Source organism: Vibrio hyugaensis (assembly GCF_002906655.1).
Lineage (GTDB): Bacteria > Pseudomonadota > Gammaproteobacteria > Enterobacterales > Vibrionaceae > Vibrio > Vibrio hyugaensis.
Map to the genome: position 1 here is coordinate 2,252,532 of NZ_CP025794.1, position 23,385 is coordinate 2,275,916.

Sequence of the window (23,385 nt, forward strand, 5' to 3'; positions counted from 1 at the left end):
GTAATGGGCAGAATTAAGAGAGTTGGAAGCAATGACGTTATCAGAACAACAAACAACACAAATGACCGCTGCTGACTTAGATGTGATCACTATTGTCATTAATGACCAGTCACATCAAGTTGCCAGTGAGTCGAATCTACAGCAAATCATTAGTCAATTTGCGCTGCCTGAAATGGGCTGTGTTTTTGCAATTAATAACAATGTTGTGCCGCGCAGTGAGTGGGCTAGCACAGTTCTTTCACAGGGAGATAGCATCTCTTTGTTTCAAGCGATCGCAGGGGGTTAAAGTCGATGCTTAAAATTGGTGATAAACAATTCGAATCAAGACTGTTCACAGGAACAGGGAAGTTTGCCAACAGCCGATTAATGGCAGAAGCGATTCAAGTGTCGGGATCTCAACTTGCGACCATGGCGTTGAAGCGTGTAGATGTGAACGACCAACAAGATGATATTTTGCTGCCGTTAGTACAAGCAGGTGTGAACTTATTGCCGAACACCTCGGGTGCAAAGAATGCTAAAGATGCCGTATTTGCGGCACAGCTGGCCCGAGAAGCGTTAGGTACTAACTGGTTAAAACTGGAAATTCATCCAGACCCGAAGTACTTGATGCCCGATCCAATTGAGACGCTTGCAGCCGCTGAGCAACTGGTTCGTGAAGGTTTCATTGTGCTTCCTTATTGTCATGCTGACCCGGTTCTGTGTAAACGATTGGAAGAAGTAGGCTGTGCTGCGGTTATGCCATTAGGTGCGCCGATCGGTTCCAACAAAGGGATAGTTTCTCACGACTTCTTAGAGATCATCATCGACCAAGCCAATGTTCCTGTCGTTGTCGATGCGGGTATCGGTACACCTTCACATGCCGCACGTGCGATGGAAATGGGCGCGGATGCCGTGCTCGTTAATACCGCGATTGCGGCTTCGAGCGATCCCGTTGCGATGGCGAGAGCATTTAAGTTGGCGGTAGAGTCGGGGCGTATGGCTTATGAAGCCGGACTTGCTGGTAAGGTTTCTCATGCGGTTGCGTCGAGTCCACTGACGTCATTCCTAGATGAGCTTTAGTCCTAGATTGGTTTAGCTATTAAGCGAGGAAAACATGAGCTTCGTTGAACAATTTAAGCAGCTCAATTGGGATGACATTTCGATGTCGATCTACGCGAAAACGGAACAAGATGTTGAGCGAGCATTGAATAAGCCCAAGCGTGATTTGGAAGATTTTAAAGCGCTAATTTCACCTGCGGCTGAAGCATACTTAGAGCAAATGGCGCAGTTGTCATACTCGGCAACTCGCAAGCGTTTTGGCAATACCATGTCGCTTTATATTCCATTGTATCTTTCAAACTTGTGCGCCAACGCTTGTACTTATTGTGGCTTCTCAATGGAGAATAGAATCAAGCGTCGTACCTTGAATAGGGACGAAGTGACTGCAGAAATCGAAGCCATTAAACGCATGAAATTTGATAGCGTATTGCTGGTAACTGGCGAACACGAAACCAAAGTGGGCATGAAATACTTTCGCGAAATGGTGCCGATGATTAAGCAACGTTTTAACTATTTAGCGATGGAAGTGCAGCCGCTAGATCAAGACGAATACGTAGAGCTCAAGACATTGGGTTTAGATGCGGTGATGGTCTATCAAGAAACATATCATCCTTCGACTTATGCTGAGCACCATTTGCGTGGCAATAAGATGGATTTCGAATATCGGTTGGATACACCCGATCGTCTTGCAAAAGCTGGCATCGATAAGATCGGTATTGGCGCTTTGATAGGATTGGAAGAGTGGCGTACCGACTGCTTTTATGTGGCAGCGCACTTGGACTATCTTGAGCGCACGTATTGGCAGACTCGTTACTCGATTTCATTTCCGCGTTTGCGCCCTTGTGAGGGGGCCAGTTCTTTAAATGGAAAGCAGCCAAAATCAGTAATGACGGATAAGCAGCTTGTTCAGTTGATTTGCGCTTATCGTTTGTTGAATCCAGAAGTGGAGTTGTCGTTATCGACGCGTGAGTCACCTAAGTTCAGAGACAACGCATTGCCGTTAGGTATCACCAGTATGTCTGCCGCATCGAAAACTCAGCCGGGTGGTTATGCGATGGATGATGTTGAGCTCGAGCAGTTTGAGATCAGCGATGAACGAAGTGCGGGTTCTGTGGAAGATATGATTCGAGCCAAAGGCTTTGACCCAGTATGGCGAGATTGGCACTCGGCGTATTCTGGTTAAGTAGCAAAGAAAGCCACTGGTCATCGTTATGTTTCACGTGAAACATAGGCAAAAAAGAGGGTTGATGCAAAACATCAACCCTCTACTTTTTTCTAGCTTCTAGCTGTGTGCTACAGGTAGCGTTGCTTGACGAAGCCACTTTTTAACATCACCTTCAACTAGCGCGCTGATCTCATCCCATACTTTCTGATGGTAATCATTCAGCCAAGCAAGTTCTGGACGAGTTAGCATATCAACGTTGATGTTGCGCTTGTCGATTGGGCAGCGTGTTAGCGACTCAAATGACAGCACAGGGAAGTCTCCGTTAGTTGGTGTTTCAACAACAAGCTCTAGGTTTTCAATACGGATACCGAATGCATCTGCACGGTAGTAACCTGGCTCGTTGGATAGCACCATACCTTCTGTTAGAGGCACGTCGATTTGTTTCTTCGAAATGCTCGCTGGGCCTTCATGAACACTTAGGAAGTGACCAACACCGTGACCAGTACCGTGATCGTAATCGTAGCCTTCCGCCCATAGGTGCTGACGAGCTAGTGTATCGATTTGGTAACCACGTGTGCCTTTCGGGAAACGTGCGCGAGCAACACCGATGTGACCTTTTAGCGCGAGAGTGAATTGTTTAATCATCTCTTGTGAAGGCTGACCGATCGCAATTGTACGCGTGATGTCGGTAGTGCCATCTAGATACTGACCGCCTGAATCCACTAGGTAAAGTGTGTTCAGTTCTAGCTTGCCAGGTTCAGGTTGGTTCTCGTGGTTGTAGTGACACATCGCCGCGTTGCCGCCCGCAGCTGAAATGGTATCGAAGCTAAGATCCATAAGTGTCGGGTCTTCGCTACGGAACGCTTCCAGTTTGTCTGCCAGCGTCGCTTCATCATGCAGGTTACCCGCAACGACTTCAGCATCTAACCAAGATAGAAACTTGCTCATCGCCACGCCATCACGGATATGACATGCTTTCATGCCTGCGATTTCAACTGCGTTCTTCGCCGCTTTTGGCATTAGGCATGGGTCAGCTTTACTCACCACTGATGCGCCAGCATTTTGTAGAACCAACTTAAACCATGCGTTACTTGTCGCAGGGTCAACCAGTACATTCTTGCCAGTTAGAGTTTCTAGTCGTGCTTGTAATGCTTCTGGGTGATGAACTGTTACGCCGGCACCAACGTGAGCGTCAAACTCAGCAGGTAGGCGAGCTGGATCTAGGAAGTATTCCACACTTGAATCTGAGTGTAGAATCGCGTGAGAAAGCAGAACTGGTAGACGTGATACATCTAGACCACGAACGTTGAGCAGCCAACAGATAGAATCAAGTGCTGTGATCACTGCGCTGTCTGCGCCGGCTTTTTTCACGAGCTCTGCGATTTCTTGACGTTTGCTTTCACTTGATTGACCAACTGCTTCTGTTGCCATTAGGCGAACATCAGAAACCACAGGAGCAGGGCGGTCGTGCCATAGCTCATCAATTGGGTTGCTGTCGAGAATCTTAAGTTCAAGTGCACCTGCAAGTTTTGCTTGTGCCATGTCTAGCCAAGCAGAGTTGTGCATGCGAGGGTCGATTGCCACAGACGCGCCATTCGCTAGATGGTCTTTAATCCAATCTAACGCGGGCTCTTCAATCAGGTGACGGTATTCGAATAGATCAGCAGGAACCTGCTTGGTTACTTGTACCGTGTAGCGACCATCAACAAAGATAGCGGCTTTGTCTTTGGTGATTACCGCAGCACCAGCAGAACCGGTAAAACCAGTTAGCCAATGTAAACGCTCGTTGTGCGCTGGTACGTATTCGCCTAAGTACTCGTCTTCATGTGGGACAAGTAGGGCATCAATATTATGTTGTGCTAGCCATTCGCGAATTGCATTCACGCGGCTTTGGGTATCGTTGTGCATCTGTGTTATTCCTTCAAATTACCGCTCCTTCATGCTCAGGTGTGGGAGCTGTTTCCATCTGCTTCATGCAGTTTACGATTCCATTGAGGTTCGCAATCACTTCAATAGAGTCGGAGTACAACAGGCCATAGATGAGCCAAAAAGGACTATCGACTGTTAAGCTACTCATTTTATCGTAAGAGCGCAAATCGCGTCCGGGATTTTTATCTAAGATGATCGGTTTTTTGCGTGATCATGGTACGTAGCCAAGTTAAAGCTGGGTCATTTTCTCTGTCTCTGTGCCAGAACAAAGTGTAAGCCATTGGTGGGAATTCGAGTGGCAGTGGCAGCAATGCCATGTCGTGTTGCTTGGCTGCCAGCTTCACAAAGTGGCTTGGCGCAGTAAACACAAAATCGGTGTAAGAACACAAACTGGCAGCGCTGTTAAAGTCCGGGACGGTGACTGCGATGTCACGCTCGCGACCAATGTCGGCTAAACGATAGTCGAGCAACCAACGGTCGTTGCCATCACAACGCACCTGTACATGACGCAGGGCTAGGTAAGCTTCTAAGTTCCAGTTACCACGCAAAGCCGGGTGGTCTTTACGCACGATACACATTTGGTGGTCGCGATAGATTTCCTGTTCACAAATGTCATCGGGCGGCAACATAGTCAGCTTGGCATCGTTGATGTCGATATCTCGCCCCGTCATACCCAAATCAATCTCACCACGTTGAATCATTTTAAAAGTCTGTTCAGACCATGGATGCGTGCTGATGGTCACGCCAGGTGCTTGTTGGAATATTGCTGGCAAGAAGTGGGGCAAAATCAACGGGTAGACACTCTCCACCGCAGCAATTTGAAAACGGTATTCACTGCTCTGTGGTGAGAACTCTTCTGGTTGAGTCAGGACATCAAGTTGATTTATCAACAGATCCAGTTTCGGTTTGAGGAACAAAGCTCGTGGTGTTGGCGTCAATCCATGCGAGTTTCGTGTGAACAAAGGGTCATCAAACTGAGTGCGTAACTTGGCCAAAGATTTACTCACTGCAGACTGACTCAAACAGAGTCGGTGTGCAGCTCGAGTAACATTCAACTCCTCGATTAGTACCTTAAAACAGACCAACAAGTTGAGGTCGATGCGTACCAGTTTCTCTACGTTCACTGTGATTTTCCTCATTGGAATAATGGTCATGAGTATACATCATTTCCATTCATATCATCAGATGATTAAGCTTTGCTCAAAAGTTCTTATTCAATTTGGAGTGTTTTGTGTCTAGCCATATTACAAATAGCAAAAAACAGATGGCGCTGTTGACCATGTTAGTTCTGTTCAGTCCGCTTGCGATTGATATCTATCTACCTGCTTTGCCTCTTATCGCATCCACTTTTCAGGTAGAAAATGCATTGGCACAAGACACCATCACTTGGTTCCTATTTGCTATGGGCGTTGGTCAGCTATTCGCAGGCCCCTTGGCAGATAAACTCGGACGTCGAACTGTTGCATTGGGAGGCATCACCATCTACGCATTGAGCGCTTTATTGGCGTGGAGTGCTCAAAATATTGAGTGGATGTTGACGGCTCGTTTGCTACAAGGCTTAGGTGCATGTGCAACATCTGTAGCAGCCTTTGCAACAGTTCGCGATATCTTTGGTCCGGAAAAAAGTGGCAAAATGATCAGTTACCTTAACGGGGCGATCTGCTTTATCCCGGCATTGGCGCCTATTTTAGGCAGTTGGTTAACCCAGCAATTCGATTGGCGTGCAAACTTCAGCTTCATGGCCGGCTTCGCTGTGATTGCCGGAACGATGATTTTCTTTGGAATGAAGGAAACCAACCCTGCAACAGAAAAGCAGGCGGTATTTAAACTGAGCCGTTATTGGTCTGTATTAAGCACGCCGTCATTCATTTTCCATGCATCATTGTGTCTAATGGCGATGGCGGTCATTCTTGCTTACGTCACATCAGCTCCTGGCGTTCTAATGACGGGCATGGGTTTATCCATGAACGAGTTTACCTTCTGGTTTGGTCTTAACGCGGCGTTTAATATTGCAGCTTGTATGTTGGCACCGAAATTCATGGATCGCTGGGGTACGCACAATTCACTGGTTGTTGGTATTAGCTTACTCTCGATAGCTGGCGTTATCATGATGGTGATGAAAGGACACAACACGGCGCTGTCTTTCATGCTGCCAATCTTTATCTCATCGGTTGGCTTCGCTTGGATTCTCGGTGCAGCAGCAGGTAAAGCGTTAGAGCCGTTTGGTGATAAAGCGGGCACAGCGGCAGCGTTACTTGGCTTGTTCCAAATGAGCGGTTCTGGTTTATTAGTAGGTACGCTACAGCGTCTATCACTTGACCCACAAACCCTGATCGCAATTCATATGTGGGTTCTACTTCCAGCATTGCTGATTCTGTTCACGAAAGCAGGCAAGAACTGGCATACAAAATTAGTGAATGCGTAAAACTCGGTAATTTAGTATTTTCCAATGTTACTAACGCGTGTATATTTGTCGTTCAAACTTTTCTCGACACCATAACGGAACTCAAAAAGTAATGTCGTTAACCACGTATGAAATGGCTCGTATCTTAGAGCAAATGGAAGAGTCACCAGAAAAGGTGATGTTTGGTAAGTTGCTCAACGAATTGGGTAACCAAAGCTCTGAGCGTATTCGTAGTGCGGCAAAACAAGTTCCATTGCCAGTCTTGCGTGATCTTGTGTATCAATTTCAGCAAGTGATTGAGTCACGTAAAGGCGAGCAAGTAGAGCAGATGGCAAAAGACCTCGCGAAGCAAGGTATCTCAGCAGAAGAGTTACTGGCTTACTTGAACAAGTAATAAAAAATCCCCGCATTATGCGGGGATTTTTTTAGTTAGTGACTTTCTTCTTGATAATGTGGTCGAGAGATAAAGGCCCTGGCCCCCACACAATCACTACAAGAATCATCAATCCCCAAAGTTGGTGATCATAGAAACCTTTCTCCCACAACAGTGGGTAAGAGACCACGGCGATGATGTTGAACACAAACAGAATCGCAGCCATCGGACGGGTAATCAATCCTAGTGCCAAGAACACCGGTAGAACCAATTCTGCAGCCGTACCTAGGTAAGCCGCCAATTCCCATGGCAGTATTGGCACTTGGTATTCCAGCTCAAATAAATACAGTGTGCTATCCCAAGATGAGAGTTTGATTAGCCCTGAATTGAAGAACACCCACGCTACCCACAAGCGACAAAAGAGAAGTAGTAAAGGGACAAAGCTAGTTTGTAGGGTACTGATTAAATCGTCGTACCGATTCACTAAGTTTTTAACCGTATCCGTCATAGAGTGCTCCTTAGATTGATTTCAATGTAAAGCCGTCAACGAGATCGAGTGCCATGATGCTATTAAGATGAGCGAGTAGTGCTTCAGGTATTTCGCTCAAGCTTTGTTTCTGCTCTAAACATTGCAGCAGTTGGAACACATTGGCATCGAGTGCGTGACACAAGGCTTCTCCATTGGCTTGAATCGAGATGACACCTTGTTGTAATTGGTTGATATTAAGTTGTTCGAATTGCCCAGTTTGAATCGCGCCAAACAAATCAAATACCGCGTAACTGGAGTCAAAGCTTCGGCAGCCTTGTTTAAGGTGCAAAACCAAAGCGGACTGTTGCTCTTCACTCACTTCGCCAAGTAACGCAAGCGGTTTTAATGCTGCCGCATTGGATTGTTCATACTGTGCTTGACGAGCGAGGTCGATATGCCACTCGAAGCGTGCGACTTCAGGGCTGTAGGGGGCTTGTGCTATCACCTGGCTGAACTGCATGATGGTATCTTGAAAGCCTTCGCCATAATGCACCACATTTCCTTCTTCTAATGGATAAGTGAGAACATGCTGGCGAGCCATCTGTTCGAAGCATTCTTCACCAAGTAGCGCTTCAACCATTGGGTAGGTAGCGGACAACACTTCGCTTAAGCTGACGATAAAGTTATTGCGGTAAATCTGCATGCGTTCATCAGCGGTAAACTCATCACTGGCAATATCGCAATCTTCGCCGAGTGCTTGATAATGTAGGGCTTTAGCAAACTGGCTTTGTAAGGTGGCTAGATTCATGATGCCTTCCTTGGTTCGCTTTGTTCACTTGGGAGTGCGCCTTGCAACAGCAGTTGCGATGCTTTCTGTGCTTCTCCGAGCAAGACTTCTGGCGCGGGGATATCCAAGTCCCATTCAATCAATGCATGACGTGGACCGTGTTTTTTTGTCCATTGTGCGAACAGCTGCCAAACTTCATCGCTGACTGGGCGGCTATGGGTATCAATCCATATCTCGCCTTTGTCGAGTTGTTTGATAGTAAAACCTGCCAAGTGAATCTCATCCACTTTGTCGGCTGGAATCGCATCTAGGTATGTGTCGCAATCAAAACCGTGGTTGAACGCCGAAACATAAACATTGTTTAAATCGAGCAATAAACGACAGTCGGTGCGTTTTTGCACTTCGGTAAGAAACTCCCATTCGCTAATGGTTGAATGTTGAAACTTCACATAACTGGATGGGTTCTCTATTAAGATCTCCCGTTGTAGGTAGTCTTGTACTTCATTGACATTACGAACGAATACTGCGAGTGCTTCCTCTGTGTATGGGAGTGGCAGTAAATCATTGAAATAATGCCCGCCGTTTTCACTCCAGCTTAAATGGTCAGATACTAGGATAGGTTCAATGAAGTCAATCAATGCTTTCAACTGTGCTAAGTGCTGTTGATTTACACGTTCAACTGACCCTAAAGATAAGCCTATACCGTGACAACTGATCTGGTAATGTTCTCGTAGGTTTTGTAATTGATGGCGCTCTGTCGCATTTGGCTGGAAGTAATTCTCACTATGGATTTCTAGCCAAGAAAGTTCGGGTTTGTTTTGGCTAAAGTAATCGAGGTGAGGGGTTCGCAATCCAACACCAACAAGTTCATGGAAGGTGTGGTGTTTCACGTGAAACTCCTTTTCAAATGAGGTGAGAGAGAAGGATGCGTTGGTTGAGCGTCAACGCATCCTAATAGGAGGTAGCTCTGAAAGATTATGAAGAAGAAGTGCTACCACCAACTAGCTTGTCACATAGACCTTTTGGTACGACTACGAATGCATCTTTTTGGTTATCTTCTTTAGCTGTACCAGCACAAGAACTGCTCTTCGTTGCACAGTCGTTTTTGCCTGCTTTTGAAACGCCGTAGCATTTTTCTTTATCAGCTGCGACAGCTGGAGCTGCAGTTAGCATTGTGCCACCAAGAGCTAGAAGGCCAGTAACAGCAGCAGTAACAGCTAGATTCGACTTTTTCATAATAAATTCCTCTGAATGATTTCCTTTACTTTAAGTTGGCAAGATGAATCGCCTGTTGTGGCGTTTTTGTTATCAACTTGCTTAACTTAAAAGATAGGAAACTGGCTAAAAAACTTTCAGAGAAATTTTCGAAACAAATGGTTTTAAAGAGTGGAATTTATATAACTTATTGATGCGTCGAGTAAAAAAACATCGAATTTTTTATGAATTTTTGTCTAATCTGAGGAGGTTGTTTAGGTTATAATCTATTTTTATGTATAAATAACCAGTAGCTCTCATCATGATGGATCCCTCTCTATTAGTCGACGGTTTGAACGATAAACAACGTGAAGCCGTTGCCGCACCTCTAGAAAACTTGCTCGTCCTTGCTGGTGCAGGGAGTGGTAAGACACGCGTTCTTGTTCACCGCATTGCTTGGTTGATGTCGGTCGAGCAGGCATCTCCGTTCTCGATTATGTCGGTAACCTTTACCAATAAGGCCGCGGCAGAGATGCGTGGACGTATCGAAGAGCTCATGATGGGCAGTGCAGGCGGAATGTGGAATGGTACTTTCCACGGGATTTGTCACCGTATTCTGCGTGCACATTATCTTGATGCCAAGCTACCGGAAGATTTTCAAATTATCGATAGCGACGATCAGTTACGTCTATTGAAGCGTTTAATCAAAGCGCAAAACTTAGATGAGAAGCAATGGCCTGCACGCCAAGTATCATGGTGGATTAACGGCAAAAAAGACGAGGGTCTACGTCCGTCACACATTGATGCGTACCACGATCCAGTGACCAAGACATACCTACAGTTGTATACCGCTTATCAAGAGGCGTGCGATCGCGCTGGATTAGTCGATTTTGCGGAAATCTTGCTGCGCGCACATGAGCTACTGCGTGATAACAAGTTCGTTCGTGAACACTACCAAGCACGCTTTAAGCACATCTTGGTGGACGAGTTCCAAGATACCAACAACATCCAATACGCTTGGCTACGTATGATGGCGGGCCCTGAGTGTCACGTGATGATCGTTGGTGATGATGACCAATCTATTTACGGTTGGCGTGGCGCGAAAATTGAGAATATTGAGAAGTTTACGCTGGAATTCCCAAGCGTGAATACCATCCGTCTTGAACAAAACTATCGTTCAACCAAGACCATTTTGGAAGCGTCTAACACCCTAATTGCCAATAACACTGAACGTATGGGTAAAGAGCTTTGGACTGATGGTGTTGTCGGTGAGCCTATCTCAGTTTACAGCGCTTACAACGAATTGGATGAAGCGCGTTTTGCGGTTAACAAAATCAAAGAGTGGCAAGAAAAAGGCGGCGCACTGAATGACGCTGCCATGCTCTACCGTAACAACGCCCAATCGCGTGTTCTGGAAGAAGCCTTGATTCAAGCTGGCCTGCCTTACCGTATCTACGGTGGTATGCGATTCTTCGAACGTCAGGAAATCAAAGACGCCTTGAGCTACATGCGTTTGATCGCTAACCGTAACGATGACGCCGCATTTGAGCGTGTAGTTAATACACCCACGCGTGGCTTGGGTGATAAAACTCTAGAAACCATTCGCTTTGCAGCGCGTGATCGCGGTTGCACCATGTGGGAAGCGAGTATGGTCATGCTTGAGGAGCAAGTATTACCAGGCCGAGCGGCAGGGGCATTAAGCCGTTTTATTGAGTTGGTGACAGCACTAGAAGATGACACGTTAGAAATGCCTCTGCATCATCAGGCTGATCATGTCATTAAATACTCAGGTTTGTTCGCCATGTACGAGCAAGAGAAGGGTGAAAAGTCTAAGGCGCGTATTGAGAACTTGGAAGAATTGGTGACAGCAACTCGTCAATTCGAGAAACCAGAAGAAGCCGAAGACATGTCATTGCTGACGGCATTCCTAACCCATGCAGCATTAGAAGCGGGCGAAGGACAAGCAGATGAATTCGAAGATGCGGTTCAGCTAATGACATTGCACAGCGCGAAAGGTCTAGAGTTCCCGCTCGTGTTTATGGTTGGTGTGGAAGAAGGCATGTTCCCAAGTCAAATGTCGGCAGAAGAGGCGGGACGTTTAGAAGAAGAGCGTCGTTTGTGCTATGTAGGTATGACTCGTGCGATGCAGAAGCTGTACATCACTTATGCTGAAATGCGCCGCTTGTACGGTCAGGATAAGTATCATAAGCCATCTCGCTTTATTCGTGAGCTACCAGAAGCATGTTTGGATGAAGTTCGTATGAAAGCACAAGTCAGCCGTCCTGCAAGCAGTGGCCGATTCAGCCAAACGGTCGTGAAAGATAGCTTCAATGAAACTGGCTTTACGCTGGGTTCTCGCGTCATGCATCCAAAGTTTGGTGAAGGTACCATCATCAACTTTGAAGGCAGCGGTCCACAAAGCCGTGTTCAGATTGCTTTTAATGGCGAAGGTATTAAGTGGTTAGTGACTGCTTACGCGAAACTAGAGAAACTGTAATACTTCACCAAACTAATCAACTTAAGAGCTGCTTCGGCGGCTCTTTTTGTTTGTGCTGTTTTTGTGTCGCTAATGCAGTAAAAAATGGAATGATAAATGGAGTGCAAAAGCGGCGATTTAACGATGTCGTTTGAAGTGAAAGGTGGGCGTTGTGGGTGAATGTCTACTTTCAGTAGATCTGCTGAGAAAAATTTTAGGCAAAGAAAAACCCCGAGGGCTTTCGCCCATCGGGGTTATAGTCTTACTCGCAGCAATCCGGCTACTAAGTGTGCTCCATGCATCTAATCCATGATAGTGTGCTGAATCCGTCAGCTTAATCCTTACGTCGCCATCCTAGCGGTGTCCTTGACCTTATCCTGGTCTGCTAACCATCCTCGTTAGCTCTCATCACTTGTTCCCTGAGCGGTGTCCCTGACATCATCCTGATGTTCAAATCCTTGCCTCGTCCAGAGGTGTCCATTTCCCGTCCTTAGTAGTAACCATCCTAGTCACTATTGATTCCGTTCAATGTCCAATTTTGCAATCCATGCCCGACTATTCATCCTGAATAACCGTTTCTTCTTCCTGAAGTTCACCAAGTCCGTGGTGTTTCCTGTTCCGTGTCAGCATCCTTCCGACAGGTTTAATATTACGTGTTTAGCGATTCCCAACAACGGGCTAATCTCACATTTTTTCACTCTCTTAGCGTTCAAAAAAGATACATAACCATTAAATTCAATAGCTTACGCTCTTTGTTGTACGGTTTTACCATTCAAAAAGAGAGGTTTGCTCAACCCTTTGTGAGAGATCTCGCACAAGGGGTCGAGCGAAAGACTCTTACTGCCCGATAGCGGCACCTTCACGCCTTGGATCGGCAGCGCCCTCAAGACCGCCTTTTGTTATACGTATCGCATGCAGTCCAGAGTTCAAATCACGAACATCAGTTTTAAAACCCATCTTCTCCAACTCAGGCTGTAAGCCTTCTGCAGCAGTACCTTGCTCAATATCTAAGGTGCCAAAACGGTTCAGTAATCGTGGCTGATTAATCGCGCTTTGGATGTCCATATCCCATTGCGTGTGGGCGATAATGGCTTGTGCGACGTAACCAATGATGCGGCTGCCGCCCGGTGAGCCAATTGCCATGTAAGGTTTATCATCCTTCATCATAATGGTTGGCGCCATGGATGAACGTGGGCGTTTGCCTGGTTCTAAGCGATTCGCGATTGGCACACCATCTTGATGCGTGCGGAAAGAGAAATCGGTAAGTTCGTTATTGAGCAAGAAGCCGCGCACCATCAAGCGTGAGCCAAAGGCGTTCTCAATGGTCGTTGTCATTGAAACCACATTGCCTTGCTTGTCGACGATATTGAAATGGCTGGTGGAAGGCAGCTCGATCGATTGGTCCATGCTTAAGTTCATGGCGTGGGACCAAGGAGGATTGCCAGCTTCAACCTTACTCAACGCTTTACCGACTTGAATGAGCTCAGCACGCTGTTTTAGATAGTCTTTATCAAGCAAGCCTTCGGTTGGCATTGGCACATAATCTTGGTCAGCCATGTATTTACCGCGATCCGCGAACGCAAGGCGAGACGCGTCGGCGATCACTTGCCATGATTTCGCGCTTTCGGCTCCCCAACCTTTAAGATCGTATTGCTCGGTGATCGCGAGAATCTGTCCAACCGTCAATGCGCCAGAGCTTGGTGGTCCCATGCCGCAGATGTCATAGCTTTGGTAAGCCGCACAAACCGGTTCACGTTGTTTGATTTGGAACGCATCAAAGTCAGGTTGTGCCAATACGCCAGGATTGCCCGGTGCATTCTGTACTGTCTTGATGATATCTGTGGCGATATCGCCTTGATAGAAAGCTTTGGCCCCTTGCTCTGCAATTGCCGTCAGAGTTTGCGCGTATTCAGGGTTCTTCAACAACGTGCCTTCGGCTTTTGGTGAGCCATCTGGATTAAAGAAGTAAGCCTTAGTCACAGGGAAGCGTGATAGGCGCTTGGCATCTTTCTCAATCAGACTCGCGAGGCGAGGACTCACTTCGAAACCTTGCTCAGCCAAGGTAATCACAGGTTGGATGATCTTTTTCCATTCCAACTTGCCGTATTTCTGGTGCGTGTCCCACAGTAGTTTCACTGTGCCAGGAGTAGCAACGGAACGCCCACCTACAACCGCATCGTAAAATTGTAGAGGTTGTCCTTTTTCATCTAAGAAGAGTTTCGGCGTCGCGGCGAGCGGTGCGGTTTCACGTCCATCATATGTAGTCAGTTTTTGTTTCTCACTGTCCCAATACACTAAGAAGGCACCACCACCAATGCCAGATGATTGCGGTTCTACCAAGCCCAGCATTAGTTGCACGGCAACCATGGCATCAATAGCATTACCACCTTGTGCAAGAACGTCTGCCCCGGCTTGGGTTGCAAGTGGGTTGGCAGCTGTGACCATATAGTCTTTGGCTTTGACCAATTGCTTTTGCTCGAAGCCAGTGCTGTGCTCCGGCGCAATCGCATCTGCCGCTTGGTTAGCAAAGGCTGAGGTAGATAAGACGAGTGGGGAAGTAAGAAAAAGACCCGTGGTCACGAGCCGGTTGAACGTCCAATGCATGATGACTCTCCATGTTGCCAGTTTTGTGCTTTCAGCTTGGCAGCCATGAAGAGTCACGTCGAGTCAGCAATCTTAGAAATGTCGATTGTGCTACGCTTTTAAATCAGTACTTTATCCGATAAAAGTGCTGATGGTTTGGTACAAAATACTGCCGCCCACGAGAGTAAATACCACGCCACACAGACCGTCGATGTAGATGCCTGCTTGTTGTAATTTACGTTGTAAGCGCTGCGTCGACAGCATCCATGCAAGGCTAGAGAACCAGAATAGCGACAAGCCAAACAGAATCACCAGAGCAATGCCTTTGCCAGTGATCGACATACCCGCTGGGACTAAACTCGACATCAAGCTGATAAAGAACACCAAGGCTTTCGGGTTAAGAATGTTGGTCGCAAATCCTTTAGCAAATGCCTGACGCTTATTACTGATCACTAGGTTGTTTTGCTTCTTAGGTTGATCCGCCAGTGGATTTTTGATCATTGAGATCACGGCGCGCAATGCACCAATACCTAAATAGAGCAGGTAACTACCACCGAGCAGTTGCACCACGGAGTACAGCACTGGGTGCTGGTGGACGATATAACTCACGCCTGTCAGGCTGAACAAAGAGTGCAGCAAAATACCGACAGACAATCCCAACGCAATGTACAAGCCAGTTTGACGACCGTGACGCGTCGCATTTTGTACGACCAGCGCAAAGTCCGGACCTGGACTCATTAGGGCAATAAAGTGAATGCTGGCGAGCGTCAGCAATATGGTGGATTCATTCATAACACATCTCAAATATAACCAATGCGGCTATTGTCGTGGCAAGTTACCTGTGGCGCTTGTAAAAAACTGACAGCTTTCTCGGTAAATGAAATTAACGAGTCACTTGAGAAGGGGAAACGCCGTAGGTTTGCTTAAACGCTTTGCTGAAATGCGCTTGATCGTAAAAACCGATTTGATGGGCGACGTCAGTACCACATTGACCAGATTGTAGTAACTTCATGCCTTGTTCGAGGCGCAGGCGTGCGAACCATGCGTAAGGTGTCATGCCTGTTTGCGCTTTAAAGTGGCGCTGGAACTGCGTTGGGCTCAGTTGGCACAGTTCTGATAAGGAGTCCAAACGCACAGCTTGGTCCAGATTTGCCATTAAGTAATCCTTTAGAGAACCGATAGATTGTTTGCCAAGCGGCACCACTTTTTGGCGCTCAAGCGATCCGTAGCGATCAAAAAGCTGGTTAAACCCTTCAAAAGGAAGGCAATCTTTGGCGAGCTGACTAATGTTTTTACCGCGAAGTAGGCCGTGTAAGTTACTAAGTTGTGAAAATATCTGCGGATCCGAGATGATCAGCTCATTGAAGTGTATTGTTTGACCGTTTTGCTTAAGATCAGCCAGATCGCTCATTAGGTGTGGTTCGATCGCAAACACATTCACCTGATAGCCACTGTCGAGCTTAGATTGCCCATCGTGCAGCTCATCTGGCGGCATGATAACGATTTGGCCGTGACCAACTTGATGACTGCAGCCCTGATATTGGAACTTCTGCTCACCATGCGTGATCAGACCAAGGTGAAAATCCAGATGGTAATGCCTTTGGAAAGCAAAGGTCTGGTATTTCGCCTCAATCAAACTGAGATTGTCATGCTCGGTTGCGTAATATTGGATCTGTTCCATTCAATAAAAAAGCTTGGTCATATTATGACCAAGCTTATCCGTCAATTTCTAACTTGTCTTGTAAAAAACGATCACTGTGCCTGCATGGCTTTGCGTGACTTACGGTTGTTACGCAGACCATCAAAGCTAAATACCACCAAGGCACCCCAAATAAAGGCGAAGGTGATGGCTTTATCACTGGTGAACGGTTCGCCGTAAATCAGTACCGCCAATAAGAACATCAAGCTCGGTCCAATGTACTGAAAAAAGCCCAAAGTTGAGAGTTTTAGGCGCGTAGCTGCACCGGTAAAGCACAATAGCGGCAGGGTAGTGATGACACCTGCGGCAATCAATAAAGTATTCAACTGCCATGGATTTTCAAACATGTTTGAGGTTGGGGTGCTGGCAATAAAAAAGAGATAGATACTTGCCGCAGGCAACATGACGAGAGTTTCAATGAATAACCCGGTTTGTGCTTCAACACTGACTTTTTTACGTAGCAAGCCGTAAAAACCAAAGCTCATTGCGAGTGCGATAGCAACCACAGGGACAGAGCCAAACACGATTAATTGCACTAATACGCCACAAGCCGCCAGCGCGACTGCGAACCATTGCAGCTTACGTAACCTCTCTCCCAGAAACACCATCCCGAGTAACACATTGATTAACGGGTTGATGTAATAGCCGAGACTGGCATCGAGCATATGATTTGACGTGACCGCCCAGATGAAGATCAGCCAGTTTGCCCCAACTAAAATAGCAGTAGAGATCAAATACATCATCTTGGTTTTATTTTTGATGATGTCTCTAACCGAGCGCCATTGGCGACCAAAATGAAGGAGTGCGGCAAGCAAAAAGAAAGACCAAAACACTCGGTGGCTTAAGATCTCTAGTGGTGAGACTTCAGTAATTGATTTGAAGTAAATGGGTGCGATGCCCCACATGGTATACGCACCAACAGCAAGCAAGACGCCTTGCCGTGAGCGTTGTTGTTCTTCTGGTGTCATGGGATGTCACCTAATTGAGTTTTTATAGAGCAGACAATCAGTATACGAGTCGTGAACTTAATCACCTAACAATTTGCGGTTTTATTCACCATGAAACCCCATTACAATGTGCCCTCACTTTGCGTGCTAGTGGCATGCATAAGCACTTCTTTCTAAGACCCAATCTGAGATTTTTCATGACCTCGACTTTGTTAGCCGAACAATCTGATTCGCCTTTGACGCCTCAACGTGTGTTGGAGGATGTATTTGGTTACCAAGAGTTCCGTGATGGTCAGCAGTTGGTGATTGACGCCGCGGTAGAAGGTCGTGACAGCTTAGTTATCCTGCCTACGGGTGGTGGTAAGTCGCTGTGTTATCAAATCCCTGCTTTGGTTCGCTCTGGCATTACTTTGGTCATTTCTCCGCTGATTTCGTTGATGAAAGACCAAGTGGATCAGCTTAAAGCTAACGGTGTAGCGGCTGAGTGCATTAACTCGACCATGGCTCGAGAAGATCTCATTAGTGTTTACAACCGAATGCACTCTGGTCATCTTAAGTTGGTATACGTCTCGCCAGAACGTGTATTGATGCGTGATTTCATTGAGCGCTTGGAAAACTTGCCGCTATCGATGATTGCCGTCGATGAAGCACACTGTATTTCCCAGTGGGGACATGATTTCCGTCCTGAATACGCCGCGCTTGGTCAACTTAAGCAGCAGTTTTCCCATGTGCCATTTATGGCGCTGACGGCGACTGCGGATGACGCTACGCGCAAAGATATTCTTGATCGACTTCAACTCAACGCACCTGAAGTTTATCTAGGTAGCTTTGACCGTCCGAACATCCGCTATAACTTAGTTGAAAAACACAAACCGGTTTCGCAAATCATTCGATATCTGGATACCCAAAAGGGCAACTGCGGCATCATCTATTGTGGTAGTCGTAAGAAAGTTGAGATGGTGACCGAGAAGCTGTGTAACAACCATATTCGTGCTGCAGGTTACCATGCCGGTATGGATGCAGACGAGCGTGCTTACGTTCAAGAAGCTTTCCAACGTGATGATATTCAGATCGTCGTTGCGACAGTGGCCTTTGGTATGGGTATCAACAAACCTAACGTGCGTTTTGTGGTTCACTTCGATATCCCACGTAACATCGAATCCTACTATCAGGAAACGGGTCGTGCAGGGCGTGATGGTTTACCTGCGGAAGCGATGATGCTGTATGACCCAGCAGATATAAGTTGGTTGCGTCGTATGTTGGATGAGAAAGACGACGGTCCACAGAAGCAGGTGGAAACCCACAAACTGAATGCGATGAGTGCCTTTGCTGAGGCGCAAACCTGTCGCCGTCAGGTGCTATTGAATTACTTTGGAGAGTATCGTGAGAAGCCATGTGGCAACTGCGATATTTGCTTAGATCCACCGAAACACTTTGATGCGACGGAAGAAGCGCGTAAGGCATTGTCTTGTGTGTACCGTGTAAACCAAAGCTTTGGTATGGGCTATGTGGTGGAAGTGCTGCGAGGTATGCAGAATATTCGTGTACGTGAAAACGGTCACGACAAGATCTCTACCTACGCGATAGGCCGAGACCATAGCCATGATTACTGGATCAGTATTTTCCGTCAGTTAATCCACAAAGGACTGTTGAGCCAAAACATCACGCGCAACTCAACACTGCAATTAACGGAAGAAGCGCGTCCGCTGTTGCGTGGCGATGTGACTCTAGAGTTAGCGGTCCCACGTTTAGACACCGCAGCACGTGCGGCGAAGTCAGATAAACTCACCAGCAAGAACTACGATAAGAAGCTGTTTGCCAAATTACGTAAGTTGCGTAAATCGATCGCGGATGAAGATGGTTTACCACCATACGTTGTATTCAGTGACGCGACCTTGATTGATATGGCGGAAATTCTGCCAACCTCTTACGGCGAAATGCTGGCAGTCAGCGGTGTTGGTCAGCGTAAGCTAGAGAAGTACGCCGATCCGTTCCTTGATTTGATTCAAGAACACATTACTCACCACGGATAAGGAACCAAAATGCAAAAGGAATTTGGCTTAGCGGACTACATGGCACGAGAGGGACGCTTAATCATAACCGCGCCAAGCTTTGACCTCGATAGTTTTCCTGCTTTAGGTGAGCGTTTACTTGGACTGCTTTCCGCTACTGTGGTCGAAAAGCAATGGGATGCGGACATTCATTCTTGGCTGATCGACTTTGAAGGTTGTCGATTGTTTATGAAAGCAGAACATTACAGTGAAGCGATTTGGTTTGAAGCCTTAGCGATTGAAGAGAGCAGGGAAGAGTTGGATTACCTAGCGGGATTGTTCCAACGCGGCTTCTAAAAAATAGAATTTTCCGAAAGGGTGTTTCACATGAAACGCCCTTTTTTGTGCTCAAACGTTTGCGTAATACAGACTGCTTGCGAGTCAAATTGGTTAATGTATAATCGCCCACCGTTTCGCTCAGAATGAGCTTAGCCAGTTTATTTTTTCATTTTACATTGTTGGTAAGAGTACTTTTCTTTATTGAAAGGACTCGATTTGGGTTCCCTCACCCCCAAACCAAACTAAAAAGGTATCGCATGAGTAACTTTACCCCTGCGCAGCAGCGCAACGCCCTTATCTATCTGGTTCTATTCCACTTAGTCATTATTGCATCTAGTAATTATCTAGTTCAGCTACCGTTTACTATCTTTGGCTTCCATACCACTTGGGGCGCATTTACCTTCCCATTTATCTTTTTGGCTACCGACCTTACGGTTCGTATTTTCGGTGCAAAAATGGCGCGTAAGATCATTTTCTTAGTGATGCTACCTGCATTGGCTGTCTCTTACTTCCTATCGGTGGTGTTCTTTGAAGGCCAATTCCAAGGCTTTGCTCACCTAGGGGAGTTCAACCTGTTCGTTGCTCGAATTGCGATTGCTAGCTTCATGGCTTACTTGCTTGGTCAAATCATGGATGTGCACGTGTTCAACCGTCTACGCCAGATGAAACAGTGGTGGGTGGCACCAACGTGTTCAACGCTTTTTGGTAATGCACTTGATACCATCGCTTTCTTTGCTATTGCGTTCTACCAAAGTCCAGATCCATTTATGGCGGAACATTGGACAGAAATCGCGCTGGTGGATTACGGATTCAAACTGATTATCAGTCTTGGTTTGTTCGTTCCTATGTACGGTGTACTACTGAATTACCTGATTAAGAAGCTGACTGCGGTGAACCCTGACTTTAAGGTGACGACAAGCGTTCAATCTTAATATCAGTGGGAACCCCGAAAGCCGCTTACTCAAATCAAGCGGCTTTTTTGTGCCTGTATACTAGGGGGTAGAGCATTTTGTGCAGCGCGGGGAGTAATTAGATCATGGGTGTCCAAAAGCCCCATGAGCTGTACGCAGGTAAAACTCGACAAAGCTTAACAATAAAAAAGGCCCTAATAAGGACCTTTCTTTAAACAATCATTGAGTGATGGTGATTAACTTGTGACGACGCTAAGCGGCCAGCCAATATCAGTCTGACGGTTGGATTCAATTTCCAACTCAGCGGCTGTTAACGGGTTTGCATCAAGCCAGTTAGCATCAATGTTCAGTGTTAACTTGTCGCCTTCTGCATTTAGCGTGACTTTTGGTTCCAGAGCTGGGTTACGGCGATGGCTCAATAGTACGGCAAGGCGTAATAAACGAAGTAATCGCTTACCACTAGTTCCAGACAGCGCGTGCTGCTCTGGTAAAGAGGTGAGCTGCTCACGGTAACGTCGAACGATTTCACCGATAACAAACTTCTGAGCGCGCGTATAACCAGGTAAGTCCAAATGTTGTAGTAGGTAAGCGCTGTGCTCACCGCCTTTCTTGAAATCGATAGTTAGCCCGATTTCGTGCAACTTGGCCGTTGTTTCTAGCAGTACTTTGCCTTGTGGTTCTGCTACCCATTCGTCATCACCGACTTGTTCAAGCAACCTGCTCGCAAGGTTTGCTACTTGCTCACCATATTGGCAATCCAATTGGTAACGACTCTGCACGCTGCAAATAGTACGTGCACGAATGTCATTTTGACGAAGTTCGTCGACCATCTCATACACTAAGCCTTCACGCAGTGCGCCGCCAGCCAATGTCATCGCATCAATTTCTAGTAACTCGAAAATGGCGATAAGAATGGATAAACCACTTGGGAAGACTAACGCGCGTTCTAGGGTAAGTCCCTCGATATCGAGTTCTTCTAAGTGATCGGCAAGCATGGCTTGTTTTTGCAGACGCTTGAGTTTTGCATGAGTAATGACTTCGTCCATACCTTGCGCAAGCATGATCTCTTGCAGAGCTTGAACTGTGCCAGAAGCGCCAACACAGACATCCCAACCTAGCTCTGTATACTGCTCCAGAATCGGTTTGAGTGTTTGTTTTGCGCCTTCTATAGCGGCTTCAAAGTTACGTGCATTGAGCTGGCGGTCTTTGAAGAAGTTTTCCAACCAAGTGACACAGCCCATTTTTAAACTGGTGAGTGCTTTGGCTTCAAAACCTTCGCCGATGATCAGTTCGGTACTTGCGCCACCAATGTCAACCACCAAACGACGGCCACTGCCGCCAGAAGTGTGAGCAACACCTTTATATATAGTGGCGGCTTCTTCTTCACCGGTAATCACTTCGATAGGCAGACCTAAAATTTGGTTCGCCTTCTCTAGAAAAACATCCACATTAGTCGCGGTACGCAATGTCGCGGTACCGACAATGCGGATGTTCTGTTTAGGAATGTCCTGCAAGCGTTCTGCAAATAGACTTAAGCAGTCCCATCCTCGCTGCATAGCTTCCGTACTAAGAGAATTATGTTCATCTAAGCCCGCTGCTAGACGAACTTTGCGCTTAATTTTAGCCATGGTTTGAACGCTGCCATCGATGTGACGCACAACGAGCATGTGAAAACTGTTCGACCCGAGGTCGATGGCGGCGTATAGCGGTGATGATCCTGCTTGACTCATAAACGACTTCAGTTTCCTATTATGATTGTTTTGGCGCTGATTGACGCGGCTGACGAGGACGGCGTCCTTGCGGCTTACGGTTACCAGAGCGAGTACCACCTGTATTGGTGCGGCGTTGCTGAGTACGAGGTGCACGCATACGAAGTGGAGCTGGTAATTCCTGAATCAATGCCGATGCATCGTAATCAGAAACTGGGATTGCATGCTCAATGTATTCTTCGATAGGTGGCAAGTTGATTGCGTAATCTTCACAAGCAAAGCTGATTGAGTGACCACTTGCACCTGCACGACCAGTACGACCGATACGGTGAACGTAATCTTCACAATCATCAGGTAAGTCGAAGTTAAATACGTGTGTTACTTGAGGAATATGTAGACCACGCGCCGCAACGTCGGTTGCTACGAGTAGGTCAACTTCACCGCGAGTGAATTGCTCAAGAATCTTTTCACGTTTCTTCTGTGGAACGTCGCCAGTCAATAGACCAACACGGTGTCCGTCTGCCGCTAGGTGACCCCAGATTGACTCACACTTGTGTTTGGTGTTTGCAAAAACGATCGCACGATCTGGCCATTCTTCTTCAATCAAAGTTTGAAGTAGTGCCATCTTATCTTCGTTAGAAGGGTAGAAAAGTTCTTCTTGGATGCGGTGACCTGTTTTTTGTTCAGGCTCAACCACAACATGCTCAGGGTTATGCATGTGCTCGAAGGCAAGTTCTTGTACACGGTAAGAAAGCGTTGCTGAGAAAAGCATGTTCAAACGCTCTTTTGGCTCAGGCATACGGCGGAACAAGAAACGGATGTCTTTAATAAAGCCGAGGTCAAACATGCGGTCTGCTTCATCCAAAACAACCGCTTGAATGTTGTTTAGGTTGAATACGCGCTGCTTGTAGAAATCAATAATACGACCTGTCGTACCGATCAGGATATCGACACCGTCTTGAAGCTTATTTAACTGCTTATCGTAGCTTTCGCCGCCGTAAGCCAGTGCTGCTTTAAGACCAGTACTTGCAATTAAAGGTTCAGCATCGTTGTAGATCTGAATCGCCAGCTCACGTGTTGGTGCCATGATGATTGCACGCGGTTGTGTTGGCTTGCGGCCTTCGTGTTCTGGTGTCGTCAGAAGGTGGTTGAAAGTTGCAGTAAGAAACGCGAGGGTCTTACCAGTGCCCGTTTGGGCCTGGCCTGCTATGTCTTGGCCGGTGAGCAGTACCGGCAACGCCAAGGCTTGGATAGGGGTACAAAACTCGAACCCTTTTTTTTCCAATCCTTCAATAACTTGGGGCTTTAAATCCAAATCGGCGAACTTTTGCTCTGTGATATGCGTCTTTTTCATGGCTATAGAATATCAGC

21 protein-coding genes are annotated in these 23,385 nt (G+C 46.7%); 9 read left to right on the forward strand and 12 right to left on the reverse strand.

Translation table 11 applies throughout. The features are described 5' to 3' along the window. Positions 1-31: 31 nt before the first annotated feature. From thiS to thiH, 3 genes are read left to right on the forward strand one after another with little or no spacing between them, the layout of a single operon-like run. Positions 32-286: a sulfur carrier protein ThiS gene (thiS, locus tag C1S74_RS11100; protein ID WP_005378804.1), complete on the forward strand. Its 255-nt coding sequence runs from the start codon at positions 32-34 to the stop codon at positions 284-286. A 5-nt stretch (positions 287-291) separates the two neighbouring features. Beyond that, entirely contained in the window at positions 292-1,059 is a 768-nt protein-coding gene (locus C1S74_RS11105) for a thiazole synthase (protein WP_045403336.1), read from the forward strand. A 34-nt stretch (positions 1,060-1,093) separates the two neighbouring features. Further along, on the forward strand, positions 1,094-2,221 hold the full coding sequence (gene thiH / locus C1S74_RS11110; RefSeq protein WP_045403337.1) for a 2-iminoacetate synthase ThiH: 1,128 nt from the start codon (positions 1,094-1,096) through the stop codon (positions 2,219-2,221). A 99-nt stretch (positions 2,222-2,320) separates the two neighbouring features. On the opposite strand, the gene C1S74_RS11115 is transcribed toward thiH, so the two are convergent. Both C1S74_RS11115 and C1S74_RS11120 read right to left on the reverse strand, forming a co-directional pair. After that, complete coding sequence (locus tag C1S74_RS11115; protein ID WP_045403339.1) at positions 2,321-4,111, reverse strand: aminopeptidase P family protein; 1,791 nt, start codon at positions 4,109-4,111, stop codon at positions 2,321-2,323. 203 nt (positions 4,112-4,314) lie between these two features. Beyond that, a complete protein-coding gene (locus C1S74_RS11120; protein WP_038868610.1) occupies positions 4,315-5,256 on the reverse strand; it encodes a LysR substrate-binding domain-containing protein in 942 nt (313 codons plus the stop codon). A gap of 107 nt (positions 5,257-5,363) precedes the next feature. Between C1S74_RS11120 and C1S74_RS11125 the strand changes: the two genes are divergently transcribed. Both C1S74_RS11125 and tsrA read left to right on the forward strand, forming a co-directional pair. Continuing rightward, entirely contained in the window at positions 5,364-6,557 is a 1,194-nt protein-coding gene (locus tag C1S74_RS11125) for a multidrug effflux MFS transporter (RefSeq protein WP_197064562.1), read from the forward strand. 91 nt (positions 6,558-6,648) lie between these two features. Beyond that, positions 6,649-6,930 carry an H-NS-like global regulator TsrA gene (gene tsrA, locus C1S74_RS11130; RefSeq protein WP_038868597.1) on the forward strand — a complete coding sequence of 94 codons (282 nt, stop codon included), beginning with the start codon at positions 6,649-6,651 and terminating at the stop codon, positions 6,928-6,930. Between the two features lie 31 nt (positions 6,931-6,961). Here the strand turns inward: tsrA and C1S74_RS11135 are convergent, their stop codons facing one another. From C1S74_RS11135 to C1S74_RS11150, 4 genes are all read right to left on the reverse strand, one after another. Beyond that, positions 6,962-7,417, reverse strand: a complete 456-nt coding sequence (locus tag C1S74_RS11135) for a DoxX family protein (RefSeq protein WP_045403341.1) — start codon at positions 7,415-7,417, stop codon at positions 6,962-6,964. A gap of 10 nt (positions 7,418-7,427) precedes the next feature. After that, positions 7,428-8,186: an HvfC/BufC N-terminal domain-containing protein gene (locus C1S74_RS11140; protein WP_045403343.1), complete on the reverse strand. Its 759-nt coding sequence runs from the start codon at positions 8,184-8,186 to the stop codon at positions 7,428-7,430. Continuing rightward, positions 8,183-9,055, reverse strand: coding sequence for an MNIO family bufferin maturase (bufB, locus tag C1S74_RS11145; protein ID WP_045403344.1), 873 nt, complete (start codon positions 9,053-9,055; stop codon positions 8,183-8,185). Before bufB ends, C1S74_RS11140 begins: the two co-directional genes overlap by 4 nt. Positions 9,056-9,140: 85 nt before the next feature. Next, positions 9,141-9,401 (reverse strand): BufA1 family periplasmic bufferin-type metallophore, encoded by a 261-nt coding sequence (locus tag C1S74_RS11150; protein WP_038868592.1) that lies wholly within the window; start codon positions 9,399-9,401, stop codon positions 9,141-9,143. A gap of 280 nt (positions 9,402-9,681) precedes the next feature. On the opposite strand from C1S74_RS11150, the gene uvrD reads away from it, so the two are divergent. Then, positions 9,682-11,856: a DNA helicase II gene (gene uvrD, locus C1S74_RS11155; protein ID WP_038868591.1), complete on the forward strand. Its 2,175-nt coding sequence runs from the start codon at positions 9,682-9,684 to the stop codon at positions 11,854-11,856. Positions 11,857-12,672: 816 nt separating this feature from the next. On the opposite strand, the gene ggt is transcribed toward uvrD, so the two are convergent. The 4 genes from ggt to rarD all read right to left on the reverse strand — a co-directional run bounded on the left by ggt (position 12,673) and on the right by rarD (position 17,085). Further along, on the reverse strand, positions 12,673-14,439 hold the full coding sequence (gene ggt / locus C1S74_RS11165; RefSeq protein ID WP_045403347.1) for a gamma-glutamyltransferase: 1,767 nt from the start codon (positions 14,437-14,439) through the stop codon (positions 12,673-12,675). 111 nt (positions 14,440-14,550) lie between these two features. After that, positions 14,551-15,210, reverse strand: a complete 660-nt coding sequence (locus C1S74_RS11170) for a LysE family translocator (RefSeq protein WP_005440026.1) — start codon at positions 15,208-15,210, stop codon at positions 14,551-14,553. 91 nt (positions 15,211-15,301) lie between these two features. Continuing rightward, positions 15,302-16,099: an AraC family transcriptional regulator gene (locus C1S74_RS11175; RefSeq protein WP_045403349.1), complete on the reverse strand. Its 798-nt coding sequence runs from the start codon at positions 16,097-16,099 to the stop codon at positions 15,302-15,304. A 71-nt stretch (positions 16,100-16,170) separates the two neighbouring features. After that, positions 16,171-17,085 carry an EamA family transporter RarD gene (gene rarD / locus C1S74_RS11180; RefSeq protein ID WP_045403351.1) on the reverse strand — a complete coding sequence of 305 codons (915 nt, stop codon included), beginning with the start codon at positions 17,083-17,085 and terminating at the stop codon, positions 16,171-16,173. Between the two features lie 176 nt (positions 17,086-17,261). Here rarD and recQ point away from each other — a divergent pair, with 176 nt between their 5' ends. The 3 genes from recQ to C1S74_RS11200 all read left to right on the forward strand — a co-directional run bounded on the left by recQ (position 17,262) and on the right by C1S74_RS11200 (position 20,326). Further along, on the forward strand, positions 17,262-19,097 hold the full coding sequence (gene recQ / locus C1S74_RS11185; protein ID WP_038877447.1) for an ATP-dependent DNA helicase RecQ: 1,836 nt from the start codon (positions 17,262-17,264) through the stop codon (positions 19,095-19,097). 9 nt (positions 19,098-19,106) lie between these two features. Beyond that, positions 19,107-19,412 carry a DUF3630 family protein gene (locus C1S74_RS11190; protein ID WP_038868585.1) on the forward strand — a complete coding sequence of 102 codons (306 nt, stop codon included), beginning with the start codon at positions 19,107-19,109 and terminating at the stop codon, positions 19,410-19,412. Positions 19,413-19,651: 239 nt separating this feature from the next. Next, complete coding sequence (locus C1S74_RS11200) at positions 19,652-20,326, forward strand: 7-cyano-7-deazaguanine/7-aminomethyl-7-deazaguanine transporter (RefSeq protein WP_045403353.1); 675 nt, start codon at positions 19,652-19,654, stop codon at positions 20,324-20,326. A 215-nt stretch (positions 20,327-20,541) separates the two neighbouring features. Here C1S74_RS11200 and gppA read toward each other — a convergent pair whose 3' ends face one another. Together gppA and rhlB are read right to left on the reverse strand one after the other, a co-directional pair. Next, positions 20,542-22,035, reverse strand: a complete 1,494-nt coding sequence (gene gppA / locus C1S74_RS11205; protein ID WP_045403354.1) for a guanosine-5'-triphosphate,3'-diphosphate diphosphatase — start codon at positions 22,033-22,035, stop codon at positions 20,542-20,544. 19 nt (positions 22,036-22,054) lie between these two features. Next, positions 22,055-23,368, reverse strand: coding sequence for an ATP-dependent RNA helicase RhlB (rhlB, locus tag C1S74_RS11210; RefSeq protein WP_038877451.1), 1,314 nt, complete (start codon positions 23,366-23,368; stop codon positions 22,055-22,057). Positions 23,369-23,385: the final 17 nt, after the last annotated feature.